Source organism: Streptomyces cacaoi (genome assembly GCF_006539165.1).
Classification (GTDB): domain Bacteria; phylum Actinomycetota; class Actinomycetes; order Streptomycetales; family Streptomycetaceae; genus Streptomyces; species Streptomyces cacaoi.
In genome coordinates, this window is sequence record NZ_BJMM01000002.1 from 414,221 (window position 1) to 439,407 (window position 25,187).

Genomic DNA, 25,187 nt, shown 5'->3' on the forward strand with positions numbered 1-25,187 from the left:
GCGACACGGCCGCGCGTTCCCGGCCGCGTGTTCCCGGCCGCGTGTTCCCGGCCGTTCGGGGCGTTGCGCCCGGCGCTGTGGATGGCGCCGGTCCCGGGCACGACGGCTCGTTCCGCGGCGTCAGGTGCGGCCACGGTGCCCAGTGCGCACTGCGCCCGTGGACCGACGACCGCGGCCTGCGCGGCGGTGCCCGCTGCCCTGTGGCGGCAGGAACACCTCGTCCGGCAACCCGGGCGCACCCGTCGGCCGGGCCCGTCGACCGGCTCCCCGGTCAGGCGCGGTGCTCCGCGTCCTCCAGGTAGCGCAGTACGGCCGCCACACGGCGGTCCGTGCGGTCGGTGGGAGCCAGGCCGAGCTTGGCGAAGATGTTCCGGATGTGCTTGTGGACGGCGCCCTCGGTGACGACGAGCCGTTCGGCGATGGCCTTGTTGCCCAGCCCTTCCGCCATCAGGCCGAGCACGCCGTACTCGCGCGGGCTGAGGCGTTCGAGGGAAGCGTCGGGCAGCCTGCGGGCGAAGAGTTGCGCGACGACTTCCGGGTCGATGGCGGTGCCGCCCTCCGCCACCCGGTGCAGCGCCGTCATGAACTCCTCGACGCGGCCGACCCGTTCCTTGAGGAGGTAGCCGAGCCGGGCGCTTCCCTCGGCCAGCAGCTCGGTGGCGAAGGACCGTTCGACGTAGGCGGAGAGCACGAGCACCGCCAGGCCCGGCATGCTGCGCCTGGCCTCCACCGCGGCGGCGATGCCCTCGTCGGTGTGCGTGGGCGGCATGCGTACGTCCACGATGGCCACGTCCGGCTCGTGCGCCTTGACCGCCGAGAGGAACGCGTCCGGCGTGCCCGCCGTGGCCACGATGTCGAGCGATTCCGCGCGCAGCAGCAGCGCGAGTCCCTCCCGCAGCAGCGGGTCGTCCTCGGCTATCACAACCCGCATGGCAGGCTCACCCCTGTTGTCGGCCGGTGGCGGTCCGGCTGTTCCGCGTCTTCCGACGGTGACGATAGAACACGCCCGGCATGCGTGACGCGGCAGGCCACGGCCCGAAGTGCCGCCGCACCGCGGCCCCTTGACCGGAACGGCCCCGCTCGTCCGGCCTGCCGCGGAGAGGCGCCTCGCCGGTCAGGCGCGGGTACAGCCTGCCGCGCCCGTACCTGCCCGTCGGCGGGATCGAGTGGCTCGTGGATCGTCCGCGGCGTCGCGTCTTTGTGCCCGGCCGAGAGCGGCAGCACGTCACCGACGGCGCCACGAAGGGGAGTTCCCCCGTGTGGAAACCTCACATCCTTCACGCCGAGGGGGAGGACTCGACGGTGCCGGACGGGCACGTACGACGGGTCGGCGCCCGTGTGTCACCAGGAAGCGGGGATCGCCTTCGGGCGGCGGAAGAAGAGGCCCTCGTGCCAGCGGATCTCCTCGGGGCCCACCGTCAGGTGGAGTCCGGGCCGGCGGGCCACCGCGCGTACCATCGCGTCGATCAGACAGCGGGCCAGCCGGTTGCCGGGGCAGAAGTTCGGGCCGTGACCGAAGCCGAGGTGGCCCGGGCCCTGCCGCTCCGGGCGGAAGCTGTCGGGGTCGTCGAAGGCGTCCGGGTCGTGGTTGGCGGCCTCCAGCGAGACCATCGCCACCTCTCCCCGCCGGATCCGCACGCCGTCGATGTCCGCGTCCTCGGTGGCCATCCGCTTGGCCGCCCCGGTCGACAACGGTGTGTGACGCAGGAGTTCCTCGACGGCGTCCGGAATCAGCTCCGGATCCCGGTGCAGCCGGCCGACGGCTTCCGGGTGCCGCAGCAGGGTGATCAGGGCGCCGCACAGGAACCCCGAGGACGTGGGGAATCCGGCGATCAGCAGCAGTGCGGCGATCTCGGACAGCGCGGCGTCGCCGAGCGGACCGTTTTCGGCCGGGGCTTCGGCGAGCCGCTTCAGGAGGTGGTCGCCGGGGCCGTCGGCCAGTCGGCGGGCGTGGGCGGTGAAGAACCGGTGGATGTCGATGAGGCCCCCGCGCTGCTCCTCGGCGGTGGCGCCGCAGAACTGGAGCGCAAGGTCGGTCCGGTCACGGAGCAGCGCGGCCTCCTCGGTGCTGAGTTCGCCGAGCAGGACACGGGACGTCATCGCCACCGCCAGCGGCTGTGCGAAGTCCGCCGCGAGGTCGACGGGGCCTTCGCACTCGGCGAGGTCGCGCAGCAGCGTATCGGCCCGGTCGCGGAGCCACTTCCCGTGGCGCCTGGCCGCGCGCGGCCCGAGGCCCTCGGTGAAGACCGTGCGCAGACCCGCCTCGCGCAGCACGGACACTCCGTCTCCGGTGGTGCCGGGAGCGCGCAGCTCCACCGGCTCCTGACGGGGAGCGCCGGGTGCCATCGCGGCGGTCGAGCTGAACCGCCGGTCCTCCAACAGCCGCTTCGCGGTGGCGTACCGGGTGACGAGCCACAGCCGGTCTCCGGTGTACTCGGAGACGACGGGGCAGACCGGTGCGTCGGCTTCGCGCAGCCGGTCGTGGTGCGGTGACAGCTCCTGACTCCAGTCGTGGAAGGGGAAGGTGAGGGGGACCGGTGCGGTGGTCACGGTGCGGCACTCCTTCGTGTACGGGTCCACGGGGGACCGGTGCGGCTGCGGTCGGATCACTGCTGCGTCACGTGGTCCTTGAGGAGGACGAAGCCCTGGTTCGCTGCGGCGTGCAGGGGACCGTCCTCGGTGTAGAGCAGATCGGCGAACCCCACCGGCGCGTGGTAGCAGGCCAGTGACGAGGGGACACCGAGGATGCTCGGTGTATCGATGAAGAAGGGCAGTTCGTCGATGAGGTACTCCAGGGCCAGGGCAGTGGCGTCGCCGCCCGTGCCCCCCGGTTCCGCGCCGCCGTCCTCGGCGGACCCGGTTGCGGTTCCGGGGTCGCCCGGGGTCCCGGATGCGGCTGCCGCCACGGGGACGGCGCGGGCGGACAGGCTCCGGCAGAGGGCGCGGATCCGTCCGTCCATGGTCAGCGCGTTCCGGACGCGCAGATGCAGTTGCTCGTAGGCATCGGACCGCGCGAGGTCGGACAGCAGATGGGCGCGCCGGTGTTCCTCGGGGATCTCGCCGCGCTCCCACGCGCGGCGGACACGCCTGGGGACACAGGACACTTCGGTCCGCGCCTTCTTGCGCGCCGCCTGCTCCGGGTAGCCCTGGGCACGGTAGTTGGACGCCAGGGAGCGGTCGGGGACGATGACGTCCACCCGTCCGAAGGTGGCATGCGCCCAGCGGAACATCCGGGTGAGGGTGGGAATGCCGAAGTAGCCGTTGCCCGGGCTCACCCCGATCAACAGGTGATCGGCGTCTTGCAGGATCCGACGGCAGTTGGGCGTGTACGGCAGCGGGGTGTGGCTGCCGGCCGATGGTGGCTGTGCGGCTGCGGGTGCGGGTGCGGGTGCGGGTGCGGGTGCGGAGGCGTGTGTGGCCATGGGGGTGGTCGTCGTGAAGGAATGCGGCACAGGGGACCCTTCGGATGTGTGCGAATGGGGCTCTGCTCGGTTGTGGACGTACGTGACCGCGCCGCCCGTGACGTGGGGGACGGCGAACGGAGGTGCTGGGCGGACCGCCGGATCGGCCCGGATCGCGGAGACTCACCCCTGCGGAGCCGCCACAGCGGCGGCAGCCTTCTCGACGGCGTGCGCCCCGCGTCGGCGCGCACCGTGGAGCAACTCGACGGTTTCCACGTGCCGTTGCGGCCTCCCCGTGCTGCTGCGGCGCGGGCCGTGACCTGTTGGGCCTCGTCGGGTACTGCGGACCGCGGACCGCGGTGTCGCGGACGCCGCCGGGGCGCGGAAGCCGTCCTCCTCCAGCGGCTTCAGGGCGCGCTGCGCGCCGTCCACGTACCGGCGGACCGGTGGGAGGGCGGGCCGTCCATCAGTCCTTACGCGCTGCTCGGCAGAGGCCGGTCACCGGGGCGAGGCCCTCGGCCCTGCCGGGAGACCGCGTCGGTCGGTCGAATCATGGTGGCCGGGACAGGGCCCGGGTTCATCGGGGGATCGGCAGCCGGGCGCGCGGCGTGGCTGTCCGGGAGCCGAGGCCCCGTACGGGACGGCGATCGGGGGCGGCAGCTCGGGCAAGCGTCACGGAAATCCTCTCAACGTGCCTGTACGCAGGCTCGGTTGGTTCGGTGTGCGCGAATTCGAGTATCCGGCAACTTTCCTCGCTCCGAGCCGTTTTCCTTTCTGCCGGAGAGGGGTTGAGCAGAATCGAGTCATTGTCGAGGCGGCCGCTGCGGCTGCTCGGCCGCCCCTTTCCGGCCGCCCCACCGGACCCACCGGCCGCGCTGCCGCCCTCGCGTTCGGCTCGGCAGCAGCGGGCTTGTGCCGGACGGCCGTTGGCCGCGGCTCGTCGGTTCGCTGCCGTGCCCGTCACTTCCCGGCCGCGCGACGGTCGGCGGAAGACGTCCGAATCCCGTGAGAGGCCGCTGCGATGTCGGCGGTGGATCCGGACCGGGTGCGGGCGCGGTTCAGCCTGCGAAAACCCGGGTGCCTGGTGAAATGACCCCTGCTGTTCATCAGTCGGCAACCGATCCGGAGGAGCGACGGGCGGGGCATCTCCGGGCCGGGCGGCTGCGCGGCAACTGCCGGGCCCACGCTGCTGTGTGTGCCCGGGACGGCGGCAGGGGCGGTCTTCCCCGGACACGGGCCCGCACTGGAGCGGGCCTCGTGCGTTCCAGGGGCGGGCCCGGTCCGGTCTGCTACCCCTCGACCGCGTACAGAGCCGTGTCGGAGCGGAAGTAGACGGTCCCCCTGGACGCGACGGGTGTACTGACAGGGCGTTTCCCGTCAGCGGTGAATTCCCACTTCTTTTCGCCGCTTTTGGTGTCCAGTGCATGCATGACGGAGTCACCGCCGATGTAGGTCACCCCGTCGACGGTTCTGGCACGCGACGAGCCCACCTCGACGGCCATTTTGAACGTCCATGTCACCTTGCCGCTCTTCGGGTCCACTGCCCTGATGTCCGCGGGACTGCTGATCAGCATCATCCCGAATTGCGGGATGTAATGGACTGCTACACCGTCAGGGTAGGGGAGACGGAGGTTCCATTTCTTACGGCCTGTGTTCGCGTCGAACGCTTGCAGTTCTTGTTCCGTCATCACACAAGCAAGGCCGCCCGCAACCGCCAGATCGAAGTCCCGGACATCCCCCGCTGCGGATGCTCCGCGCCCCGCGATGACGTTCCAGTGCTCGCCCCCGGTTCGCGTCCCCAGGGCGTACAGTCGATTTCCGATGACGATGAACAGCTTCCCATCGGCGATGACGGGCGTACTGGAAAGATCAGTGAGGGAGCGTCGCCATCTCTCCTTGCCGGTGCGGGAGTCCATGGTGTGGAGAATCTGCTCGGTGCGCACGTAAACGGTTCCGCTGTTCAGCACCAGATCCACTGTGGCTCCCGCCTCGTCGCCCCCGATCTTCCTCTCCTTTATGCTTTCACCGGTGGAGGCTGACAGAAGGAAGAGGTTGCCTTCTCCGGCAAGGCAGACCACGTCGTTATCGAATTCCGTCACGAGTGGATCGGATGAATCCGTGACCATAGGGAAAAAACGGCCCCAAGCCTTCCTTCCCTTGGATACGTCAACAGCTTCGATCCTGTTGGGCATGGCCATGTAGGCGAACTTTCCGGTGCCGCCCATGAATTCCGAAGTGTTATCGATTCTGTATGCCCACTCGCGTTTCCCGTCAGTCGTCCTCACGGCAACCAGACGAGAGTCATCCGTATACAAGAGCTTGTCGGGAGGCAGGAGTTCGGGGTCGCTGTTGTCGCCGCCGCGGATCTTCCGCATCCAGCGGCTCTCGGTCGATCCGAGACCGCCCGACCGGTCGCCCGCAGTGGATCCTCCGTTGTCGCGCAACTGCCAACCGGTGATACCGAGAGCGCCGGCAACGGCGGCACCGCCGCTCAACAGCAGCCACCTGCGGGTGGGAGTACCCCGCCCCGTTGATTCCTTCGGAGAGTTCCCCTGTGCCGAGGCGGGGAGCGAGCCGTCGGAGGAGGCCGCCGGCCCGGCTCCCGGGGCCCCGGTACGGGTCTCCTCCTCGGACAGCGACGGAAGCGGAACGTGCGGAACCTCCGGGAGAGCGGCGATCGTCGCGGCGACGGGCGCCGGCACCCAGTCGTTCCCCGCCAGGACGGAGGCGATGTCGTCGCTGCCTCCGGCGTCCTGAGCGAGCTGGTCCAGCAGGGCGGCGGCGGTGGGGCGCTGCCTCTCGTCCTTCGAGAGACAGCGGGACACCACTTCCGCCAAGGACCGCGGCAGGCGGCTGAGGTCGGGGGCCTCATAGGCGGTCCGGAAGCAGAGCACGGGCAGTGTCCCGGTCCCGAACGGGCCGACGGCCGTGGCGGCGAAGGTGAGGACCGCTCCCAGGGCGAAGATGTCGCTGGCCGGGCCGATCCGTTGGCCGAGGACCTGCTCCGGAGACATGAAACCGGCCGAGCCCAGGATCACCCCGGACTGGGTGAGCGCCGTGGCGTCGCCCATCACCGAGATCCCGAAGTCGATCACCCGGGGCCCGTCCGGGGCGAGGAGGATGTTCGACGGTTTCAGATCCCGGTGCACCACACCCGCGAGGTGGATGGCATGCAGGGCTTCAGCCAGCCCGGCACCGAGCGCGACAACCGACCTCTCCGGCCAGGCCCCGTGAGCGGCGACGGCCTCGGTGAGCGGTGTGCCACGTACGAACGCGGTCGCCAGCCACGGTGTCCGCGCCGTCGGATCGGCATCGACCACCGCGGCGGTGTAGGCGCCGTTCACCTGCTGCGACGCGGCGGCTTCCCGCTCGAAGCGGCGTCGGAACTCCGGGTCGTCGGCCAACTCCGGACGCACCACCTTCACGGCAGCGACGCGTCCGCTCCGAGAGCGCCCCAGATAGACGCTGCCCATCCCACCCGCACCCAAGCGCGCCAGAATCCGGTAGGGACCCACCTGCTTCGGATCCTCCGGGGTTGTCGGCTTGAACGTCTCCACACCCGTACCCTTCTCAACTCCCCGCAGTCGAGAGGGGGTTGAGACCCCCCTGGCCCGGCGGGCGAGAGCTGGCGCGCACACTGTATCGATCACGCATTCCCCGTGACTGTCGCCCTCGGTCTTCCCAGGCCGGCGAAACGGACAACTCCCCGTCCGCCGGCCGGGGGGGGGCGGTCCGTCGTACGGAAGGGTAGGCCGGTGTCAGCGCGGCATGAGGTGAGTCACCTGGTCAGAGGCCGTTGCTCAGCACTCGATGACGTTCACCGCACCGCAGGGCACACGCCCTCAGTTGCCCATCAGCACGCCGAAGACCGCGAGCCAGCACAGGCCGACGAGGAGCGGCAGCAGGACCATGATCGTCCCGGTTGGCGAGATCTTCAGATAGGTGCCGCCGGGGTCCGTGGCGCGCCAGGACACTATCCGCTGGCCGCCGTGCCAGGCCATGTCCTCTTCGAGGTCGGTCACCGCGCTCTTGCGTGCGAGCAGATACCGCCGTCCGAAGCGCAGCATCTGGGAGAAGGCCACCGAAACCCCGAAGCCGATGATCGCGATGATCGAGGCCAGGGCTTCTCCCGGAGTGCCCCCCGCCCGCGCCCTCCTTGCCGAGTGCGAACGCGGTGGCGGCGGCGAGGCCGGCAGTGATGTAGAAGAAGTTGTTCAGCTTCTGCCAGTTGGTGTTGTCCTCGTGTTTGTAGAGGTCCACGGCGATCGCGTACTGGACTTGCAGCATCGCCTCTCGCGGCTTGCGCCATACCCACACGACCCGCTGTCTGCCGTCCGGCGGCGTCAGTTGGGTCAGTTCCTGGAAGCCGAGTTTGTGGTGGAAGCGGGAGGACGCTTCGTTGGGCGGGTCGTTGACGACGGCCGCGATGACGGGGCTTTCCTGCCAGTGTTCCAGCACGCGGTAGTAGAGCATGGAACCGATCCCGAGGCGCGCGGCTCCCCGTGCCACGCAGACCTGCTTGATCACGAGGAAGCCACCCAGCGTGATCTTGATCCGGTGGTTCAGCCACTCGTCCGGCTCCAGCTGGTCGGAGGTGTAGGCGAGCAGGAACGCGAGCACTTCTCCGCCCTTGACCGCCACGTAGAACTGCTCGGCTGTCCCCAGCCGTGCACGGTAGTCGGCCTCGGTGTACGCGGACACCAGAAAGCCGCTCTCCGTCGCTCCCGTATCCGTCCTGTCGGTCGTGCTCAGATTCCGCGACTCGGCGAGCCGGACGATCTGCTGAAGATGCTCCTCGCCCGCTCGTACGATCTCGACCTGTTCGTCCAACGGAGCATCGACCATCCCCCTTCCCCCTTCCGCGCACTCGCGTACTTCGGCGAGCCCAACGTACCCCGGGCGGCGGGGAATTGGAGGTGTTCGCGCCGACCTCCGGGGTCGTTCCCTTCTCTGTGGAGGCCCGTTCGAAGAGGGCCGGGGGCGGCTCGGCGGGCCGGGCGGCCTCGTGGACGTCGAGCAGTGCCGGCGGGTCGGTGAGGTCCGCGTCGCGGAGGAACAGGTTCGGGGCAGGCGACGGCGTCGGTCCGGTGCCGGGTGGGTGCCGTCGGGCGCCGCCGAGAGCCGGGCCGAGGACCTGCGCCCTCGCCGCGACGGTGACGTTGACGCCCAGCACGGTGGGCGGACGGCGGGCGGGGAAGGCGTCGGTCAGCGGGCCAGGACGCTCTCGCGCACGCTGCGCGCATAGGCGGGGGCCGGCCCGCGCGAGGCCCTCGTCGGTCAACACCGCCAGCCGGCCCCGCTCGTCGCCCTCGGGCACCTCGCGGCGAAGGCGCGGAAGACCCGTAGAGGCGCCGGCGCCCGCCCCGCCCGTCAGGAACCCCGCGTCAGGGTCTCCAGGGAGCGCCCCTTCGTCGCGGTGGACAGTGTGAGGGTGAGGACGCAACCGGCGGCGAGGACCAGGCAGATGAGGCTGAAGACGCCGGTGAACCGGAGGGAGGTGTACATCGTGCCGATGAGCAGGGGTGCGACGATGCCGCCGATCCGGCTGAACGCGTCCGATGTGGCGGCGGCCATGGACCGCAGCTGGGTCGGATAGACCTCCGGCAGATATGTGTACAGCGGAGCGTAGAGGCCGTTGAGGAAGAAACCGAGGAGCAGGCTGAGGACGAGGACCGACAGATCGGTCTGTGCCTGGGAGACGAGGTAGGCGCACAGCGTCGACGCGGCCAGACAGGACACGATGGACCACTTGCGGTCCGTCCGGTCGGCGAGCCGTGCGGCCGGGTAGTAGCCGAGCACCTGGGCGATCTCGACCATCAGTGCGTAGCCGAAGCTGTCGGTGATGCTCATGCCCCGGTCGAGCAGCATGCTGGGCAGGAACGTCAGGAACCCGTAGTACGCGAAGCTGGCGACGAAGAACATGCTCCACACCACGACGGTCTGCCGCAGACAGGGGCCGCGCCACAGCCCGGCGAACTGGGCGGCCGCGCCGAGGTCCTCGTCGCGCCCGGCGGCCTCCGGCGGTTCGGGCGCGGGCAGTGGCGCGCCGGTGCGTGCGCGTACCGCGTCCTCCAGCACGGTGACCACGGCCTCCGCCTCGTCGTCGCGTCCCTTGAGCAGCAAGTAGCGCGGTGACTCGGGCAGTCGGCGCCGCCACCACAGGGCGAGGATCACGGGCAGGCCGACGACGACCAGCCCCCAGCGCCAGCCGTGGTCGAACCGGGCGACCACGAACGTGCCCACCAGCGCGGCCAGTACGTACCCCAGGCCGAAGAAGCCGGCGAGGGAGCCGACATAGGCGGCGCGCTTGGCGCGCGGCGCGAACTCGGCCAGGTACGGGATCACGATGTTGACGTTCACGCCCACGCCCACCCCCGCGAGGAAGCGCAGGACCAGCAGGAGCCCGTAGTCCGGGGCGGCGGCCGACAGCAGCGTGCAGCCGCTGTAGAGGACGAGAGACCACAGCAGCAGGGGCTTGCGGCCCACCCGGTTCCCGAGGAGCGCCAGCGACAGGTCGCCGACGAGCGCCCCGGCGAGCGTCGCGCTTGCGATCATGCCCTGCTCACTGCCGCTGAGCGCGAACGCCGTGGTGATCAGCGGCAGCAGGAAGGACATGATGCCCAGGTCGAGCCCGTCCAGGGTGGTGCTGAGGCCGCCCTGAGTGAGGATGCGGCCCTGCACCCATGTCATGGGAAGCCGGTCGATACGGGCGGTGAGCCGGGCGGCGCGTGCGTCCCTTCCGTCCGGTGGTGGCGCCGCGCCGGGGTCCGGCTCCTGCGCCGGTTTGCGCGGCATGTTCGCGGTCTGCTCAGATGTCATGGCCCGTCGGCCTTTCGCTGGGAGGGCGGCCCGCCCGATGCCGTGGAGCAAGGGCCGCCCGTCGGTGGGCGGGTGGAGGGCCGGGCGGCCCGTTGCCGCGGACCGCCCGGCCACGCGGTTCAACTGCCGTCGCCGTCCCCGGTCTTGAGGACGGAGGCGTAGAGGCGCAGCCAGTTGCCGCCGACCACCGCGTGCGCCTCGTCGCGGGTGAAACCGGTCGCGACGAGCCCGTCGGCGACCCGGGCGAGACCGGAGGCGTCGGCCAGCCACTCGCCGGTCCCGGTCGCGCTGGCGGGAGGCGAGCCCAGGTCGGCGCCGCGCTGCTCGCTGCGTGTCCAGCGGCCCTTGCGCATCCACGCGAACTCGGCCGCCCCGGCCTTGGGGCTCAGGTCCGTGCCGATGGCGACGTGCCGCACACCGACCAGCTCGACGGTGCGTGCCACCATCGCGCACCAGTCGTCCAGGGTGCGCGCGTAGCGTCCGCAGAGGGAGCCGTACGTGGCGAGGCCCACGACTCCGTCCCGTGCGGCGAGCGCCTTGAGCGTGGCGTCGTCGGCGTTGCGCGGATGGTCGTAGAGGGAACGGGGGTTGGCGTGGGTGAGGACCACCGGGAGCGCCGAGTGCTCGATGGCGTCCCGCCGGGTGCGTTCGCCGGAGTGCGAGAGGTCGACGAGCATGCCGACCGCGTTCATCTCGCGCACCACTTCGCGGCCGAAGCGGGTGAGACCGGGGTCGGTCTCCTCGTAGCAGGAACCCCCGAACTCGGTGTTGTTGTTGTACGTCAGCTGCATGACGCGCAGCCCCATGGCGTGGAAGTGGCGGACGAAGCCGAGCCGGCCCTGGAGCGGGCTGGCGTTCTGTGCCCCCAGGAGGATGGCGGTCCGGCCCGTCTCGTGCGCCCGCTCGATGTCGCCGACGGTCCGCGCCGGCAGGACCAGATCGGCGTTGGCGTCGAGGAGGTCGTTCCAGGCGGCCAGCGCGTCCATGGTTTCGATCGCGTCCTCCCAGAACGCGACGGTGGCCGTCGCGCAGGTCACGCGGCCCGCGCGCAACTGCTGGAAGACGTCGCGGTCGTAGGGTCCGCACTGGAGCCCGTCGATGACGAGCGGTGTGTCCGTCGTCCGGGCGGCGGTGGCGGCGGTGGTGGCGGTCACGGGGCGACCTCCACCGGCTCGTCCTCGCCCTCCACCGGTTCGGCCTCCACCGGTTCGTCCTCCCCGACCTCGGCGAGGATCTCGCCGTCCGGGCCGAACACGGAGTCACCGGCGTGGGTGCGTGAGAGGGCGCTGTCCGGGGTCAGCGCCGTCTCGGCCTCGGCGACGACGCGTCGCCACAGCGCGGTCGGGACCGCCACTCCGTAGGTCAGGGCGCGCAGCTCGGCGGCGTCGGGCCCGGGGCGCGGTCCGTCGGCGGAGGCTTCGGCGGTGACCGTCGTCCGGGTGAGGGTCAGTTCGACGCCGTGGCGGCGGGCCCGCGGGGGCAGGGCGCGCACGGCCCAGTCGTCGCCGGGGGCGGCGAAGGAGGCGGAGCCGTCGGCGTGGGCGCCGGCGACGGCGAGGTCGAGGAGGTCCGCGGCCGTGGCGAGCGCGGGCTGCGACTCCGGGGCGGGGAACAGGGCGGTGGCGCCGCGCAGTTCCGGCCGCAGATGCCGGGCGCGCAGGGCGGGCAGCGCGTCCAGCAGACCGGCCAGGCCGTCGAGGCCGTGCGTCTCGGCGCCGACCACGATGTCGCGGGTCGCGGCGACGGTGCCGAACGGGATCGCGGTGGTCAGCAGCACGCGGCCGGTCATCAGGCGCAGTTCGCGGACCGACACCCGTAGATCGGTGGGCGCGGGGCGTGTGGGGGAGCGGGTCACTCGTCCTCCTCGGTGTGAGCGGCGGGGCAGACCTCGGCGGGGGAGGTCTCGACGGCCGGTGCTTCGTGGGCCGTGGCTTCGGCGGCGGTGATGGTGGCGGGACCGGAGGCGGGGGCGTCCGGGAAGGCCGGGCGCACGGGAAGCGTCCAGTCGGAGCTGTTGGAGCTGTTGGAGCTGTTGGAGCTGTTGGAGCTGCCGTCGCCGTCGTCGCAGCCGTCGCGGTCGTGCGTATGGACGGTGTGGCGCGTCGGTGCGCCGTGGAACAGGAGCCCGAGGACGTTCCGCCCGGCCGAATCGGCGGTCTTGTCCAGGCCGTGTACGGCGGAGTTGAGGAACCGTACGAGGGTCGCGGGCACGAACGCGTCGTCGGCGATGTTCATGTGCGGGCTGTGCAGGGCGCAGTCGGCGAGCCCCTGCACCCGTACGACCGTGTCCCGGTGCTCGGGGTGGCGTACACAGAAGGCTCCCGTGGTCTCGCAAGGGTCGGCGGCCTTCAGGTCCCGGTGGAGGGCCTGCACCGAACGCGGCACGTTGAGCTGCCAGTCGAGCCCCTCGGCGACCTCCTCGCGTGGTCCGCGCCGGGGCTCCTCCGCAGCCCGGGACTTGTACCAGATGTGGCGCAGCGCACCGGGCGCGGTCAGATCCATATCGAGCGCCCAGCGGTAGGCGTCGTCCAGGTGTTCCAGGAGGGCACCGGTGGTCTGCCGGGGTTCGCCGGTGAGCGTCTCGTCGACCCGCTGCCGCTCCACCAGCGGATCGGTGAGGTCGGGCACGCTGTCGATGAGCACACCGGCGAGGGCCTCGACGGCACGCTCGTCCAACTCCGTGTTCCACAGCGCCCACAGGCGGGGCAGCGCGTCCGCGTCGTCCGGCCGTGGCAGCGCGTCGAGCGACGTCAGCGCCCGGTGCAGGGAGCGGACGAGCGCGTCCGGTGCCTCGAACCGGTCGTAGACGGTGGGGTCCTGCTCGTGGAAGCGCGCGGTGCGCTCGATCAGCGCGCGTACGGCCGCCAGGTGCGGGGCACCGCGCCGCGCGTGCAGGGCCTGCGCGAGAGCCCGCTCGCGCAGGGCGAGCCAGCGGTCGACGAGCCGGGGATGGTTGTTGGCGAAGAAGACGAGCCCGAGAGCGGAGGCGTTGCCGAGCCCCAGGCGCCGCCGTAGGCCCGGGGCCAGCGCGGGGGCCGCGGGGTTGCGGTGCCGGGCGAGGTGGTCGACGAGGTCGGCGGCGAACTCGCGCATCAGATAGGCGGCGAGCATCTGGGCGTGCAGCGGTGCGGCCAGGGGATGGTTGTCGGGCAGTGCGGCGAACGAGCGGGTGCCGAAGGTGCCGTTGCCGTCCAGGCCGGTGTTGCGCATCAGGTACCCGACGTCCCAGAGGCGTCGGGCGTCCGGCTGGCGCCCCTCCGCGAGGCTGGAGACGACGTGCTCGAACAGCCGCAGGCTGCGGTTGGAGCGGCACCACACCAGGGTGTGCGCGGTGGCCCGGCCCTCGTACAGCTTCGGCAACTCCCGTTCGGTGTGGGCGAGGTCGCGCTCGTCCGCCGTGCCGTCGAACAGGGCGCCCGTCATGTCCCAGTCGGTGCCGACGATGCGGCTGGTGCGCCCCTCCAGACGCGGCCGGAAGGAGAAGGCGACGAAGTCGAGGGGCCCGCCCGGCGTCCGGACCCGGTAGCGGGCCCGGCCGCGGGCCTCCGCGTCGACGGCGAACTCCAGCAGCTCCACGCGCCACCGCTGCGCGATCATGCGGTTGACCAGGGCCCGGCTCGCGCTGAGCCGGGTGGGCGGGAGCAGAGCGAGGCGCTCGGGCCGCAGGAGACGGTCCGGGGTGCGACCGACAGGTCCGGTGGGGGCAGCGGTAGCCGCGGAATCGGGGCCGGCTGCGGGAACGGCGGAAACCGGGGAATCGGCGGGGCCGGGGGAGCCGCCGGGGCCGGCGGTGGAAAGGGGAGCGTTCATACGCGGTCCTGATCGTGTGTGGACGGGCATGCCGCGATACGGCCCGGTACGGCGCGGTATGCGCTGACATGCGGCGGGAGGTCCCGGCGCGCCTGACGGAGAGGGAAGGCGCGGGTGAGCCGGGAGTCGAGAAGGGCCGAGAAAGACCGAGAAGGGCTGAGAAGGGCTGCGAAGACCGGGTGTGGGGCCGGGAAGGCGGTGTGTTCAGCCGTACAGACCGAGCGCACCGTCGGTGTCGAGCCGGAGCAGCTGCTCGACCTCGCGAGCGGTGGGGCGCAGCACGGCGAGCGCGTCCGCCGTCGTGATGCGCTCACGCGGCCCGTGCACGCTGAGGGCCGCGACGACTTCGTCACCGTGACGGCACAGCGGTACGGCGAGCGCCGCGATGCCGTCCTCGTCGTCGTCGGTGGACGTCGCCCACCGGGTGCCGTTGATGAGGCCGACCGCGTCGTCGTCCGGCAGGGCGACGCCCCGTTCCCGCAGCGGCTCCACGACGTCCTGCGGGCACAGCGCAGCGAGCAGCCGTCCCGAAGCGCTGGAGGTCAGGCTCAGCCGGTCGCCGAGGAGCAGGGTGGCGTGCAGCGAGCGGCCCGGGTCGGCGCGCTGCACGACCCGCGCCGTGTCCGTGTCGAGCACGGCGATGCTGACGACCTCGCCTGCCTGGCGCGCGGCCCGTTCGAGCAGCGGAGCCGTGCGCTCGCCGATGCCGGCTTGGCGCAGGGCGGCGTGTCCCAGATGAGCCGGGCGCAGGGTCAACCGGTAGGCGCCGTCCGGGAGTTGTTCCATCCAGCCGGCGGCCTCCAGGGTGACCAACTGGCGGTGGATCTCGGCCCGTGACGTCCCCATGGCGCGGGCGAGGGACGAGACCCGGACGGGCTCCGTGGCGTCGGCCAGCGAGTCGAGCAGGGCCAGTGCCTTCACGACGGTGGCCAGGGGAGGGGTGGTCGACCGTGTCCGCTGCGGCGTCGCGGCGCTTGTCACAGTATTCATGACACCGTCTTTCCTTGAGAGACGGCGGGACTGTAGGGAGCGGCCGGGAGTTGCACAAGGGGTTGCGCGCTGTTTCCGGGACGCCTGATACGCGTTTTCCTCGGCGGCGTACACCCGAGGTCCGCGGGCACTGAGCACCGCGTACGGCCCGGAGGCGTCGGGAGCCCGGCCCCGGCGCTCTCCGGCGAGACGGGGCACCCGGCCGACGCCGAAGCCGACCTCCGACGCACCTCGCCGGTGACGCGCCGCCCATGTCCCACCCGCCCGCCCGGCGACCGGTACGGCGCGCGAATGGCGGACGAAGGCTCCGACATCTGCCCAGCTCGGCGGTGCCACCGGCCCGTGCCGCGACGGAGCATTGCCGCCGCGTGCCCGGAAGCGCACGTCAGACCCGAGGGAGCCCGATGCCGGCCTGCCCGCGGCCGTCGTTCGACGGCGCGGCCGGGCCGGCCCCGACGGGTCGCGCCGGCAGGACGGTCACCGGAGAGCGGTGACCTCGCAAGTGAGGAGTCGAACGATGAAGGCAGCACGGTTCCACGGCAAGGAGGACCTCCGTATCGAGGAGGTGCCGGAACCCGTTCCGGGGCGGGGGCAGGTGAAGCTGCGCAACGCCTACGCCGGTATCTGCGGCTCCGATCTCCACTTCTACTTCTTTCCGGAGTCGCTGCCGTTCTCCCTGGACGAGCCGCACCCGCTGACGGGGGCCAGGCTGCCGCAGATCCTCGGCCACGAGTTCTCCGGCACCGTCGTCGAGACCGGTGAGGGCGTGGCCGATGTGCAGGTGGGCGACCGCTGTGCCGTCTTCCCGCTGGCGGTCTCCTGCGGCACGTGCGCCGCCTGCCGTCGGGGGCTGCCCTTCTCGTGCCCGCTGATGGGCTCGCTCGGCTCGAACGCCGAGGGCGGCGGCCTGTCCGAGTTCACCGTCTGCGACGCGTCCCAGGTGCATGTGCTGCCGGACGGTGTGGATCTGCGGATGGGGGCGCTCGTCGAGCCCATGGCGGTGGGCTGGCACGCCGCCGCGCGCAGCGGCGTGGAACCGGGCGGCAGCGCGCTCGTGGCGGGGGCCGGGCCGATCGGTATCGGCACCTGGTTCGCCTTCAGGGCACGCGGGGTGGAGAACGTGCTGGTGTCCGAGCCGAGTGCGGACCGTCGCGCGCTCATGGCCGCGCTGGGCGCCCGGGACGTCGACCCGGTGAACGAGGACCTCGCGGGCGCCATCGCCTCGCTCACCGACGGTGACGGTGTGGACGCCGCGGTGGACGCCGCCGGCGCGGGCGCCGCGGTCTCCTCCGCCCTGGCCGGTCTGGCGGCCGGCGGTCGCTTGGTGGTCGCCGCGCTGCACGAGCACACGATGGACTTCCGGCCCACCGGGCTCATGATGGGCGAGACCGGGATCGTGGGCGCGGTCGGCTACCGCCCCGAGGAGTTCGACGCGGTCATCGCCGCCATGGCCGAGGGCTGCTACGACACCACCGGCTGAGTGCGCGAGCTGCCGCTGGAGGGCCTCGTCGACGCCCTCCACTCGCTGCGCCGCGGCCTCGGCGGGAAGACGCTGCTGCGCCTCGGCTGAGCGGCCCGGACGCTCCGGTACGGGCGAGCCCGGGGACTGCCCGTGCCGGCCTGCGCCCTCGCCTCGGGCCGGGCGCGCGAACGGCGGAGGGCACGGCCCCGGACAGCGGCGTCCGGCGGTTCCGCACGCGACGGCCCACACCGGACGATCGCTCCGCACCGTGACACCGGACGCGACCACACCCCGACACACCGCGACCGCACACCCCGACACACCGCGACCGCACACGCCGACACACCGCGACCGCACACCGCAGAGGAAGGAGCCACGATGTCCCTCATCGTTCCGCGTCCCCCGTTCGATCCGGAGCTGGAGGCCGTCCTCGCGGTGCTCGGGGACCGGATACCGCCGACCATGACCGCGGAGATGATCCCCGGCATGCGGCAGGCGGCCCCGGCGGAGGTCACCGACGAGATGCTGGAGGCCTCCGGCCTGACCCGGCGCGATGTCGCGATCCCGGGCTACCTGGGGGACGAGATCGCCGTCTCGGTGGTGGCCCGGAGAGATCATCGGGGGCTCGGGCCCGGGATCTACCACACGCACGGCGGCGGCATGGTCTCCGGCGACCGGTTCTCCGGTCTGACCCAGGCACTGCCGTGGGTCGTCGAGCACGACGCCGTGCTGGTCACCGTCGACTACCGGCTCGCTCCCGAACACCCCGACCCGTACCCGGTCGAGGACTGCTACGCCGGGCTGCTCTGGACGGCCGAGCACGCACGGGAACTGGGCATGGACCCCGACAGACTGCTCATCGCCGGGCAGAGCGCCGGGGGCGGTCTCGCCGCGGGCGTCGCACTGATGGCACGCGACCGGCAAGGACCGGCCCTGATCGGCCAGGTCCTCATGTACCCGATGCTCGACGACCGGGACCGGACGGTCTCCTCGGCCCAGTTCGAGGGCGTCGGCGTCTGGGACCGCGGAAGCAACGCCATGGGCTGGACCGCGCTCCTGGGCGAGCGGCGCGGCACCGACGACGTCTCGGTCCACGCCGCGCCCGCCCGCGCGAGCGACCTCGCGGGGCTGCCGCCCGCGTTCATCGACTGCGGCTCGGCCGAGGTCTTCCGGGACGAGGACGTCGCCTACGCGACCGCGCTCTGGCACGCGGGCGTCCAGGCCGAGCTGCACATCTGGCCCGGCGGATTCCACGGATTCGACCTGACCGCGCCCCACACCGCGCTCGCACACGCCATGACCGCCACGCGCAACGCGTGGGTGGCCCGCACCCTGGGGTCCTGAGACGGGGGCCCTCCCTCGGCGCTCGGTACACTGCGAAAAGGAAGAAAGGGCGCAATTGCATCATTTGGTCGGCCGGCTGAGCGCACTCGACCCGGAGGCGAGCGAGAGCCTGCGGATCGTGTCGTACTTCGACGTCCTCATCACCCGGGGCGCCGGACTCGACGGGCTCCTGCGCGGCGCCGCGGTCCTTTCCGGCACGGTCGCGGGCGCCGAGATCCGGGGCCGTGTGAGCCGCCGCGACCCCGACGGGCGATCGGTCACCGAGGCCGGCGGAGCCCGCCGCTCCGCACAGATGTCCCACGGCGACTGGACGGTGTGGCTGGAGCGGGACGGGGAACCGGGACCCAACGACGAGATGATCATGGAACGCCTCGCGCTGGGCGTCGAGTTGATCGAGGGGCGCCGTCGTCCCGTGAGCGGCTTCGACGCGGTCATCGATCCGGCCCGTCCGCTCGCCGAGCGGGTGACGCTCCTCGCGAAGCACCGGCTCGATCCGTCGACACCGGTGCGGATCCTGGCCACCCCCGCGGACACCGCCGAGCTGGGCGCACCCTCCGCGATCACGCCGACCCGGTACGGGCTGCTGCGCGCCACCCTCGACGTCTTCGGCAAGCTCGCCCCTCCCGGACCGGTCGGTTTCGGGACGTGGGTGCGCGCCGACCGGGCCCCCGAATCCTGGGACGCGGCGATCGTCGCGCTCCGGCTGACGGACGACGACACACCCGCCGTCGACGCGTCCGAGCTGGGAGCGATGCTCCTGCTCGCCCAGGCGTACGACCCACGGACCCCGCACGAGGACGTCCGCGCTCTCGCCGGGCTCGATCCGCGTTCGGCGGACGTACTCCGCACGCTGGTGGAAGCCGACAGCATCCGCTCCGCCGCCGCCGAACTGGGCATGCACCACTCCACCGTGCAGGCACGCCACGAAGCGCTGACCCACACCCTGGGCTACGACCCGCGCAGCAACATCGGCCGCATGCGGTACATCGCGGCGGCCCTGCTGCTACGCCTCACCGGGCCGGTCGACCGGGGGCATTCCCAGCAGATGTAGCCGTCCCGCGACGCGGACGCGGGCGGCCCGCCGCCCCACCGCCCGGCGGCCGACGACCACCGCGGGACCCACGGACCGGCTCACCCGTGACCGGCGTGCGGCGACCACCGTCCCCGCACGCCGAGCGACGTTCCCGCACCGCTGGCAGCGACGACAGCCCTGACAGCGATGACTGCCCCGACAGCGATGACGGCGACGACAGCTCTGACAGCGATGACAACGAGGAAGAGGAGAAGACCATGGACTGGCCGGCAGGGGAAGCCGCACTCGTCACCGGCGCGGCATCCGGAATCGGACTCGGGATCGCCCGGGCGCTCGTGGCCGCCGGCGCGAAGGTCGCGCTCGTCGACGTCGACGAAACGCGGCTCGCGGGAGCCGAGAAGGCGTTGCGGGACGCAGGGGGCACCGTGGCGGCCCTCCCCTTCGACATCAGCGAAACAGGCCGGTGGGAGAGCGTGGCCGACCGTGCCGAGGACGCCCTCGGACCGATCTCGGTGCTGTGCAATGTCGCCGGTGTGCACGGTGGGAGCACGGTCGAGCAGACGCCGCTCCAGGTGTGGCGGTGGGTCCACAGCGTGAACATCGACGCGCAGTTCGCCTCCGCGGCGGCCTTCCTGCCGCGGTTCAAGAGCCGCGGCCGACGCAGCCACATCCTGAACACCGCTTCCGTCGCCGGTCTGCTGCCCATGGCGGGCGTCGCCGCCTACGCCTCCTCGAAGTTCGCCGGCGTCGGGCTGTCGATGGGGCTGCGCGAAGAGTTGCGGGGCACGAACGTCGGCGTCTCGCTGCTCGTGCCCGGCGCGGTCGCCACCCCGATCAACTTCAACGCCGGCGCGGCCGAGGCGAAGCTGCTCGGACGCGCGATGGACACCGCCGTCGCCGAGGAGAACAGCGCGCTGCTGCTGCGGGGAGCCGACCCCGATCGTGTGGGCGAACAGGTCGTCGAGGCAGTCCAGCAGCGCGAGTTCCTGATCGTCACCCATCGTGAGTGGGCGCCGTTCCTGGCCCGGGTGCACCGGGAGATCGAGCGCGCCCATGCGGAGTTCGACGGCCGGCACGGTCCGGACCCGGTCGCGGTCGCCATGGCGGACGGCGAAGGCGCGGTCTCCCCTTAGCCCCTGCCACCGGGTACGGCGTACCGGCCAAAGAGCGTACGGGAGGGGCGCGTTCGCGCGCTCCGGCCCGATGCTCCGGCAGGTCCCGGACGGCCTCGGCTTCCCGGGACCTGCCGCCTTTCGGCCGCGCGGGACCTGTCAGTCCGGCACGGGCGTCATCACTGCACCACAGCCGTGCCCGTTGTCCCGGCGGCGACCGGCGGATACCGACGGACACCGGCGAAGACCGATGGAGGACGGCGGATACCGGAGGAGGTCGCTACCGGCCCGGCCGTGCGGGGGCGAGGACCCGGGCGTGGAGCCCGCGCCCGGCGACGGCCTGTTCGCGTGGCGGCCGAGGAACTCGCGGATCTCCCGGGCGACCGGCTCGGGAGCCTCGTAGGGGGCGAGATGTCCCGCGTCCGACAGGAGGACCAGTCGGCCGCCGGGCATCGCACGGACGTCGGCGATCAACTTGTCCTGCGGGGCGACGGTGTCCCTGCCGCCGAGGACGTAGCACACCGGCACGGCGATCCCGGACAGCTCCTCGAACATGCTCGTGTAAGCACCGCCGCCCGTCCCGAGCCAGCTGCGCCAGAACTGCTCGGTGACCGCGCTCGTCATGGTGTGCACGACGTCGGTCGTCCTGCTCGGCTCCAGCGACATGGCCCCGATGGCCCGCGTGACGGCTTCGACGTCACGGAAGGACGCGTGGAACTCTTCGATGACGGGATCGCCCGCCTCGGTACCGCCCGCGTTCCACGGCATGAACGCCATGACGGCCGACACCCGGCCGGGCCGGTCGAGAGCGATCCGCACGCTGAGCGCCCCACCGAACGAGAGGCCGACGAGGGCGAAGCGTTCGAGGCCGAGCTGATCACAGGCGTCGAGCACCGTCCCGGCGATCCGGCCGAGGCTCGAACCGTCGGCAGGCGCGTGCAGGGACCCGGCGTGGCCCGGCAGGTCCATGAGAACGAGACGGTAGCCGTCCAGCAGGGGCGCCACCTCGGACCAGCACCGGAGCGAGCATCCGAGCCCGGGCAGCAGAACGATCGTCTCCGGCCCGCTTCCGCGCTCCTCGTAGTGGACACCGTTGCTCGTCTTCGGCATGAGAACTCCTTTGTGTGTCACAGGTTCCGGGCCCCCGCCGGTCATCGCGGGAACGGTTGCACGCCGCTGCACCGGCGACGGGTCCGGGCGCGGTGAGGCGAGCGGAGCCGACCCGTGGCGGAACGCGTCGGCCTCGACGGCCCGGAACCGGTGGACGGAGCCCGATGTCCCGCAACTCCGCGCACACGCTGGGGCCTTGTCCATGTGCGCGCCCGGGACTTGTACGCGTGCGCCCAGGGCTCGTACGCGTGCGCCAGGGACTTGTCCGTGGCGGAGACCGCCTCAGGTGGCGTCGACGTTCAGCACGATCCGGCCGCGGGCGCGGCCGTCCGCGTGGAGCAGCCGCCAGGCGTCGGCGGCCTGCTCCAGCGGGAAGGAACGGTGCACGGGCACGGTCAGCTTCCCGGCCTCGGCGAGCGCGGCCAGCTCCGTCAGCTCCGCGGCGTTCGCGCGCGCCCACACCAGTTGGCCGCCCTGTTCGGGAGCGGTGAGGTCGGCCACGGAGGCGACCCGCGCGGGGTCCTTCAAGACCTTCTGCGAGACGGCCACCGCGTCCCCGCCGTAGAAGTCGAGCGCCGCGTCGACGCCCTCCGGTGCGAGCGCGCGCACCCGCTCGGCCAGTCCTTCCCCGTAGGTGGTCGGTGTGGCGCCGAGTGCCCGCAGAGGGTCGTGGTTGTGCGCGCCGGCGGTGCCGATGACGTGTGCGCCCCGGCCGACGGCGAGCTGCACGGCGAGCGTTCCGACCCCGCCGGCCGCTGCGTGGATCAGGACGGTGTCGCCCTCACCGATGCCGATGCGTTCGATGGCCTGGTACGCCGTCAGCCCGGTCAGCGGCAGACATGCCGCATGCAGCCAGTCCCAGGACGCCGGTTTGCGTGCCAGCGTCCGGGCCGGAGCAGAGACCAGTTCGGCGTAAGTACCGTGCTCCGCCCAGTCCTTGAGGACGAAGCCGATCACCTCGTCGCCGATCTCGAACTCGGTGGCGCCGAGACCGCGGGCTTCGACGACGCCGGCCACATCGAAGCCGGGGATGAGCGGAAAGTGGGTCACCATGATGCCGTCGAGATTGCCGATGGCGATCTTCTCGTCGGCCGGGTTCACTCCGGCCGCCTTGACCCGGACGAGGAACTCCCCGGGCGCGACCGCCGGTGTCGGCCGCTCCGTCAGCTCCAGGTCGTCCGCGCCGCCGTACTGCGCGACTGTGATGGCCTTCATGGGTACCTCGCTGTCTGGTCAGTGGGTGGGATGCGGAGGTGCGGCCGCCGCGGTCACACGCGGCCGGGCCGGTCGGCACGGTCGGGCCCGTCAGCCCGAACACGCCGGTGGAGGACGCCGGTTGCCGGTTCGCGCCGTGACAGCGCAGGCCCGCATGGCCGAGTGCCGCGACGGAGCGGGGCGAGCCCGGTACGCCACTCCTCCCGGGACAGTGTTCTGCACCGCAGATCGCGTTCTGCACCGTAGTCCGGTCCCGGTACCCCGTCAATCGATCAGTTCTGCTGGACGGCTGCTGCTCTGCTCAGCAGAACGGGAGAGCTGTGCGGTACATCGGGGGAACGGCGATCGCGGCGTGACCGGCCTGCCGGAAGGCGCCCGCGCCTTCGGGGACGTGCCCGGCGACGGCTTCCGGTGCCACGGCGGCGGTGTGACGCACCGCCCACCGGCCGCGGGCTGATCCGTGCGATCGCCGGGAGAGCGGGAGGCGGGGCTGCGGCTATTCTGACCTGCGAAATGCAGTTCCATCATCAGAACTGCCGCAGTGGAGACGGCGAGAGGGAGGGGTTGTGGCAGTGTCGGCCGCCTACCCGGTGGAATCGATCGACAACGCGGCGCGGATCCTGCTGATGCTGGTGGACAGGCCGGTGTTGCGGGTCGCCGACGTGTCCGCCGAACTGGGGGTGGCCAGGTCGACCGCGCACCGGATGCTGACCACCCTGCAAGCCCGCGACCTGCTCCGCCAGGACGCCCGGACCAAGGGCTACGGGCCCGGGCCCGCGCTGGCCAGGCTCGGCATCGCCGTGATGGGGGCGGTCTCCCTCCGCGACGAAGCGCGTCTCCTGCTGGAAAGGCTGGCCGAAGACACCTCCGAGACCGCGCATCTGCTCGTGCTGGAAGGCACGGAGATCGTCTTCATCGAAGGGGTGGAGAGCCAGCAGGTGATCCGTGCCGGGCTCCGCACCGGGCAGCGAGGCCCCGCGCACACCTCTGCCGCGGGGAAGGTTCTGCTCGCCGAACTCTCCCGGGACGAGCTGCGGCGCCGCTATCCGGGCACCCGCCTGCGAGGCGGAACCGAGCACGCGGTCAGCACCCGCCGGGCGCTGGAGGCCGAACTGGAGAAGGTCCGGGAGACCGGCTACGCCACCAACAGGGAGGAGAGCGAACCGGACCTCTACGCGGTGGCCGCCGCGGTACGGAACCAGCAGGGCATGGCCTGCGGTGCGCTGTCCGTCTCCGGCCCGTCGAGGCGGGCCGACACCAAACTCGACCTCCTCGGTGACGCCGTCACCGCCGCCGCCACCGAACTCGGCGCACGCCTCGGCTGACCCGGGACCGGGGCCTAGTGCTTCGGCGGGACCCCGCGGCCGCGGGCGCGACGCCGTGACGGTGCCCGGGGCGAGGCTGACGGAGTCGGACGGGTCACTGTCCAGGCCCTGACACCGGATACGAGGGCGCGTGGAGCAGGGCACGGTGCGAAGGAGCGAGGCGCAGGGACCAGGTGGCGCGGATCCGCGCATGCGAGGAGCGATTCGTCCCTCATGCGCCGCACCGTAGGAGCGCAGTTCGGGCAGCTGTCCCGCCCTGCGCCTCGGTCGAGGGCGCGGGACGGGACATGTGACGGGCGTCAGGGGGACATCACTGTTGCCCGGTGGGATCGTCGAGGGCTCCGTTCACCGTTCATCGCTTTCCAAGCCCTCGCCGGACGGACGGATCAGCGCAGTCCGGCGAAGAGATCGTTCTCGGGTACGGGCGCGTCCGTGGTGTCCCGGACGCGGACGAAGGTCTCCATGCCCATCAACTTGCCGAAGCGTTCCTTGCCCATCTTGAGAAAGAAGATGTTCTCGCCCTGACTGGCGTGCGCGGCCAGAGAGTCGAACTTCTGGTCGCTGAACGGCGTGGTGTCCACCCAGGTGGTGATCTCGTCGTCGGGCAGGCCGAGTTCGGCCAGCGCGGCGGCCTCGGCAGGATCCGGCTCCGGCATGTCCTCACCGAACTCGCGCACCGTCTCCCCGAACTGCTGCATCATCGAGCGGGGCATCGTCGTCCAGTACACCTTCGGCGTCAGCGTGATCATCTCCAGCGCCGCCATCGTGATGCGGTGGGCCTGGATGTGGTCGGGGTGGCCGTAGAAGCCGTTCTCGTCATAGGTGACGACCACGTCGGGCCGGTAGTGCCGCATGAGTTCCGCGAGCCGGGCGGCGCCTTCCTCGACGGGGCTCTGCCAGAAGGAGCCCGGGGCGTCGTTGCTCGGCCAGCCGATCATCCCGGAATCGGCATAGTCCAGCGTCTCCAGGTGGCTGATCTTCAGGACGTCGCAGCTCGCCTGGAGCTCTTGACGGCGCATCGCGGCGACGGCCGACGGATCGTGCCCGGGCTCGCCCGGTTTGACCCCCTCCGGTCCGTCACCGCAACCGCCGTCGGTACACGTCACAAGAACCGTGCGGATGCCTTCGGCCGCGTACCGCGCGAGGATGCCCCCGGTGCTGGTGGCCTCGTCGTCGGGGTGGGCGTGCACCGCCATGAGCGTCAAGGGACGGTCGGTCATGAAAAAAGTCCTCTCGCAGGAATGCGTCGTGTTCCGAGTGCGCGGCGGGCGTACCGCGGTCCCGGGGGCCGGGGCCGGATGCCGGGGGAGGGGCGAACGACCTGGTGGCCGCCCTGTTCCCGCCCGCTGTGCCGGCCCTTCAGTGGATGCAACCGTGTCGGGCGGACCGGATGTTCCCGGCGCGGCCCTCGGCCTTCCGGACATCGGTGTGACGACGAGGCGGACCGCAGCCCGACCGTCCTCGGATTCGCGGTCGCGCGCTGCCGCTCCGGCGATACACGAGCGGCACCATCGCACAGCCGCACCACCACGTGCGGCGCGGCCCGGTTCTGCACGGTGTGCAGCA

General features: G+C 71.9%; 18 protein-coding genes. 5 read left to right on the forward strand and 13 right to left on the reverse strand.

The window, feature by feature from the left end; genetic code table 11:
- Window positions 1-271 precede the first annotated feature (271 nt).
- The 10 genes from SCA03_RS02225 to SCA03_RS02270 all read right to left on the reverse strand — a co-directional run bounded on the left by SCA03_RS02225 (window position 272) and on the right by SCA03_RS02270 (window position 15,020).
- The gene (locus tag SCA03_RS02225; RefSeq protein ID WP_086814548.1) at window positions 272-931 is read right to left on the reverse strand and encodes a response regulator; all 660 of its coding nucleotides are present in this window, start codon (window positions 929-931) and stop codon (window positions 272-274) included.
- A gap of 410 nt (window positions 932-1,341) precedes the next feature.
- Window positions 1,342-2,550, reverse strand: coding sequence for a cytochrome P450 (locus tag SCA03_RS02230; RefSeq protein ID WP_141275172.1), 1,209 nt, complete (start codon window positions 2,548-2,550; stop codon window positions 1,342-1,344).
- A 56-nt stretch (window positions 2,551-2,606) separates the two neighbouring features.
- A complete protein-coding gene (locus SCA03_RS02235; RefSeq protein WP_086814546.1) occupies window positions 2,607-3,422 on the reverse strand; it encodes a tRNA-dependent cyclodipeptide synthase in 816 nt (271 codons plus the stop codon).
- A 1,268-nt stretch (window positions 3,423-4,690) separates the two neighbouring features.
- Window positions 4,691-6,958, reverse strand: coding sequence for a protein kinase domain-containing protein (locus SCA03_RS02240; RefSeq protein ID WP_086814545.1), 2,268 nt, complete (start codon window positions 6,956-6,958; stop codon window positions 4,691-4,693).
- Window positions 6,959-7,187: 229 nt separating this feature from the next.
- Complete coding sequence (locus SCA03_RS02245) at window positions 7,188-8,246, reverse strand: GNAT family N-acetyltransferase (protein ID WP_230988441.1); 1,059 nt, start codon at window positions 8,244-8,246, stop codon at window positions 7,188-7,190.
- 525 nt (window positions 8,247-8,771) lie between these two features.
- A complete protein-coding gene (locus tag SCA03_RS02250) occupies window positions 8,772-10,220 on the reverse strand; it encodes an MFS transporter (protein ID WP_086814544.1) in 1,449 nt (482 codons plus the stop codon).
- Window positions 10,221-10,339: 119 nt separating this feature from the next.
- Window positions 10,340-11,374, reverse strand: a complete 1,035-nt coding sequence (locus SCA03_RS02255; RefSeq protein ID WP_086814543.1) for a dipeptidase — start codon at window positions 11,372-11,374, stop codon at window positions 10,340-10,342.
- Window positions 11,371-12,075: a hypothetical protein gene (locus SCA03_RS02260; RefSeq protein ID WP_086814542.1), complete on the reverse strand. Its 705-nt coding sequence runs from the start codon at window positions 12,073-12,075 to the stop codon at window positions 11,371-11,373. Before SCA03_RS02260 ends, SCA03_RS02255 begins: the two co-directional genes overlap by 4 nt.
- Entirely contained in the window at window positions 12,072-13,817 is a 1,746-nt protein-coding gene (locus tag SCA03_RS02265) for a serine/threonine-protein kinase (protein WP_086814541.1), read from the reverse strand. The genes SCA03_RS02260 and SCA03_RS02265 overlap by 4 nt, the downstream gene beginning before the upstream one ends.
- A 417-nt stretch (window positions 13,818-14,234) precedes the next feature.
- The gene (locus SCA03_RS02270; protein ID WP_086818146.1) at window positions 14,235-15,020 is read right to left on the reverse strand and encodes an IclR family transcriptional regulator; all 786 of its coding nucleotides are present in this window, start codon (window positions 15,018-15,020) and stop codon (window positions 14,235-14,237) included.
- A 517-nt stretch (window positions 15,021-15,537) separates the two neighbouring features.
- Between SCA03_RS02270 and SCA03_RS02275 the strand changes: the two genes are divergently transcribed.
- The 4 genes from SCA03_RS02275 (at window position 15,538) to SCA03_RS02290 (ending at window position 19,992) form a co-directional block, all read left to right on the forward strand.
- Entirely contained in the window at window positions 15,538-16,500 is a 963-nt protein-coding gene (locus SCA03_RS02275) for an alcohol dehydrogenase catalytic domain-containing protein (protein ID WP_211293552.1), read from the forward strand.
- Between the two features lie 360 nt (window positions 16,501-16,860).
- A complete protein-coding gene (locus SCA03_RS02280; RefSeq protein WP_086817491.1) occupies window positions 16,861-17,826 on the forward strand; it encodes an alpha/beta hydrolase in 966 nt (321 codons plus the stop codon).
- Window positions 17,827-17,881: 55 nt separating this feature from the next.
- On the forward strand, window positions 17,882-18,877 hold the full coding sequence (locus SCA03_RS02285; protein ID WP_063767332.1) for a hypothetical protein: 996 nt from the start codon (window positions 17,882-17,884) through the stop codon (window positions 18,875-18,877).
- 239 nt (window positions 18,878-19,116) lie between these two features.
- Window positions 19,117-19,992, forward strand: a complete 876-nt coding sequence (locus SCA03_RS02290) for an SDR family NAD(P)-dependent oxidoreductase (RefSeq protein ID WP_086817492.1) — start codon at window positions 19,117-19,119, stop codon at window positions 19,990-19,992.
- A gap of 138 nt (window positions 19,993-20,130) precedes the next feature.
- Here the strand turns inward: SCA03_RS02290 and SCA03_RS02295 are convergent, their stop codons facing one another.
- Entirely contained in the window at window positions 20,131-21,081 is a 951-nt protein-coding gene (locus SCA03_RS02295) for an alpha/beta fold hydrolase (RefSeq protein WP_086817494.1), read from the reverse strand.
- A 282-nt stretch (window positions 21,082-21,363) separates the two neighbouring features.
- A complete protein-coding gene (locus SCA03_RS02300) occupies window positions 21,364-22,296 on the reverse strand; it encodes an NADP-dependent oxidoreductase (protein ID WP_086817496.1) in 933 nt (310 codons plus the stop codon).
- 566 nt (window positions 22,297-22,862) lie between these two features.
- Here SCA03_RS02300 and SCA03_RS02305 point away from each other — a divergent pair.
- On the forward strand, window positions 22,863-23,621 hold the full coding sequence (locus SCA03_RS02305) for an IclR family transcriptional regulator (protein WP_030875023.1): 759 nt from the start codon (window positions 22,863-22,865) through the stop codon (window positions 23,619-23,621).
- A gap of 386 nt (window positions 23,622-24,007) precedes the next feature.
- On the opposite strand, the gene SCA03_RS02310 is transcribed toward SCA03_RS02305, so the two are convergent.
- Window positions 24,008-24,841, reverse strand: coding sequence for a PIG-L family deacetylase (locus SCA03_RS02310; protein ID WP_030875020.1), 834 nt, complete (start codon window positions 24,839-24,841; stop codon window positions 24,008-24,010).
- Between the last annotated feature and the right edge of the window lie 346 nt (window positions 24,842-25,187).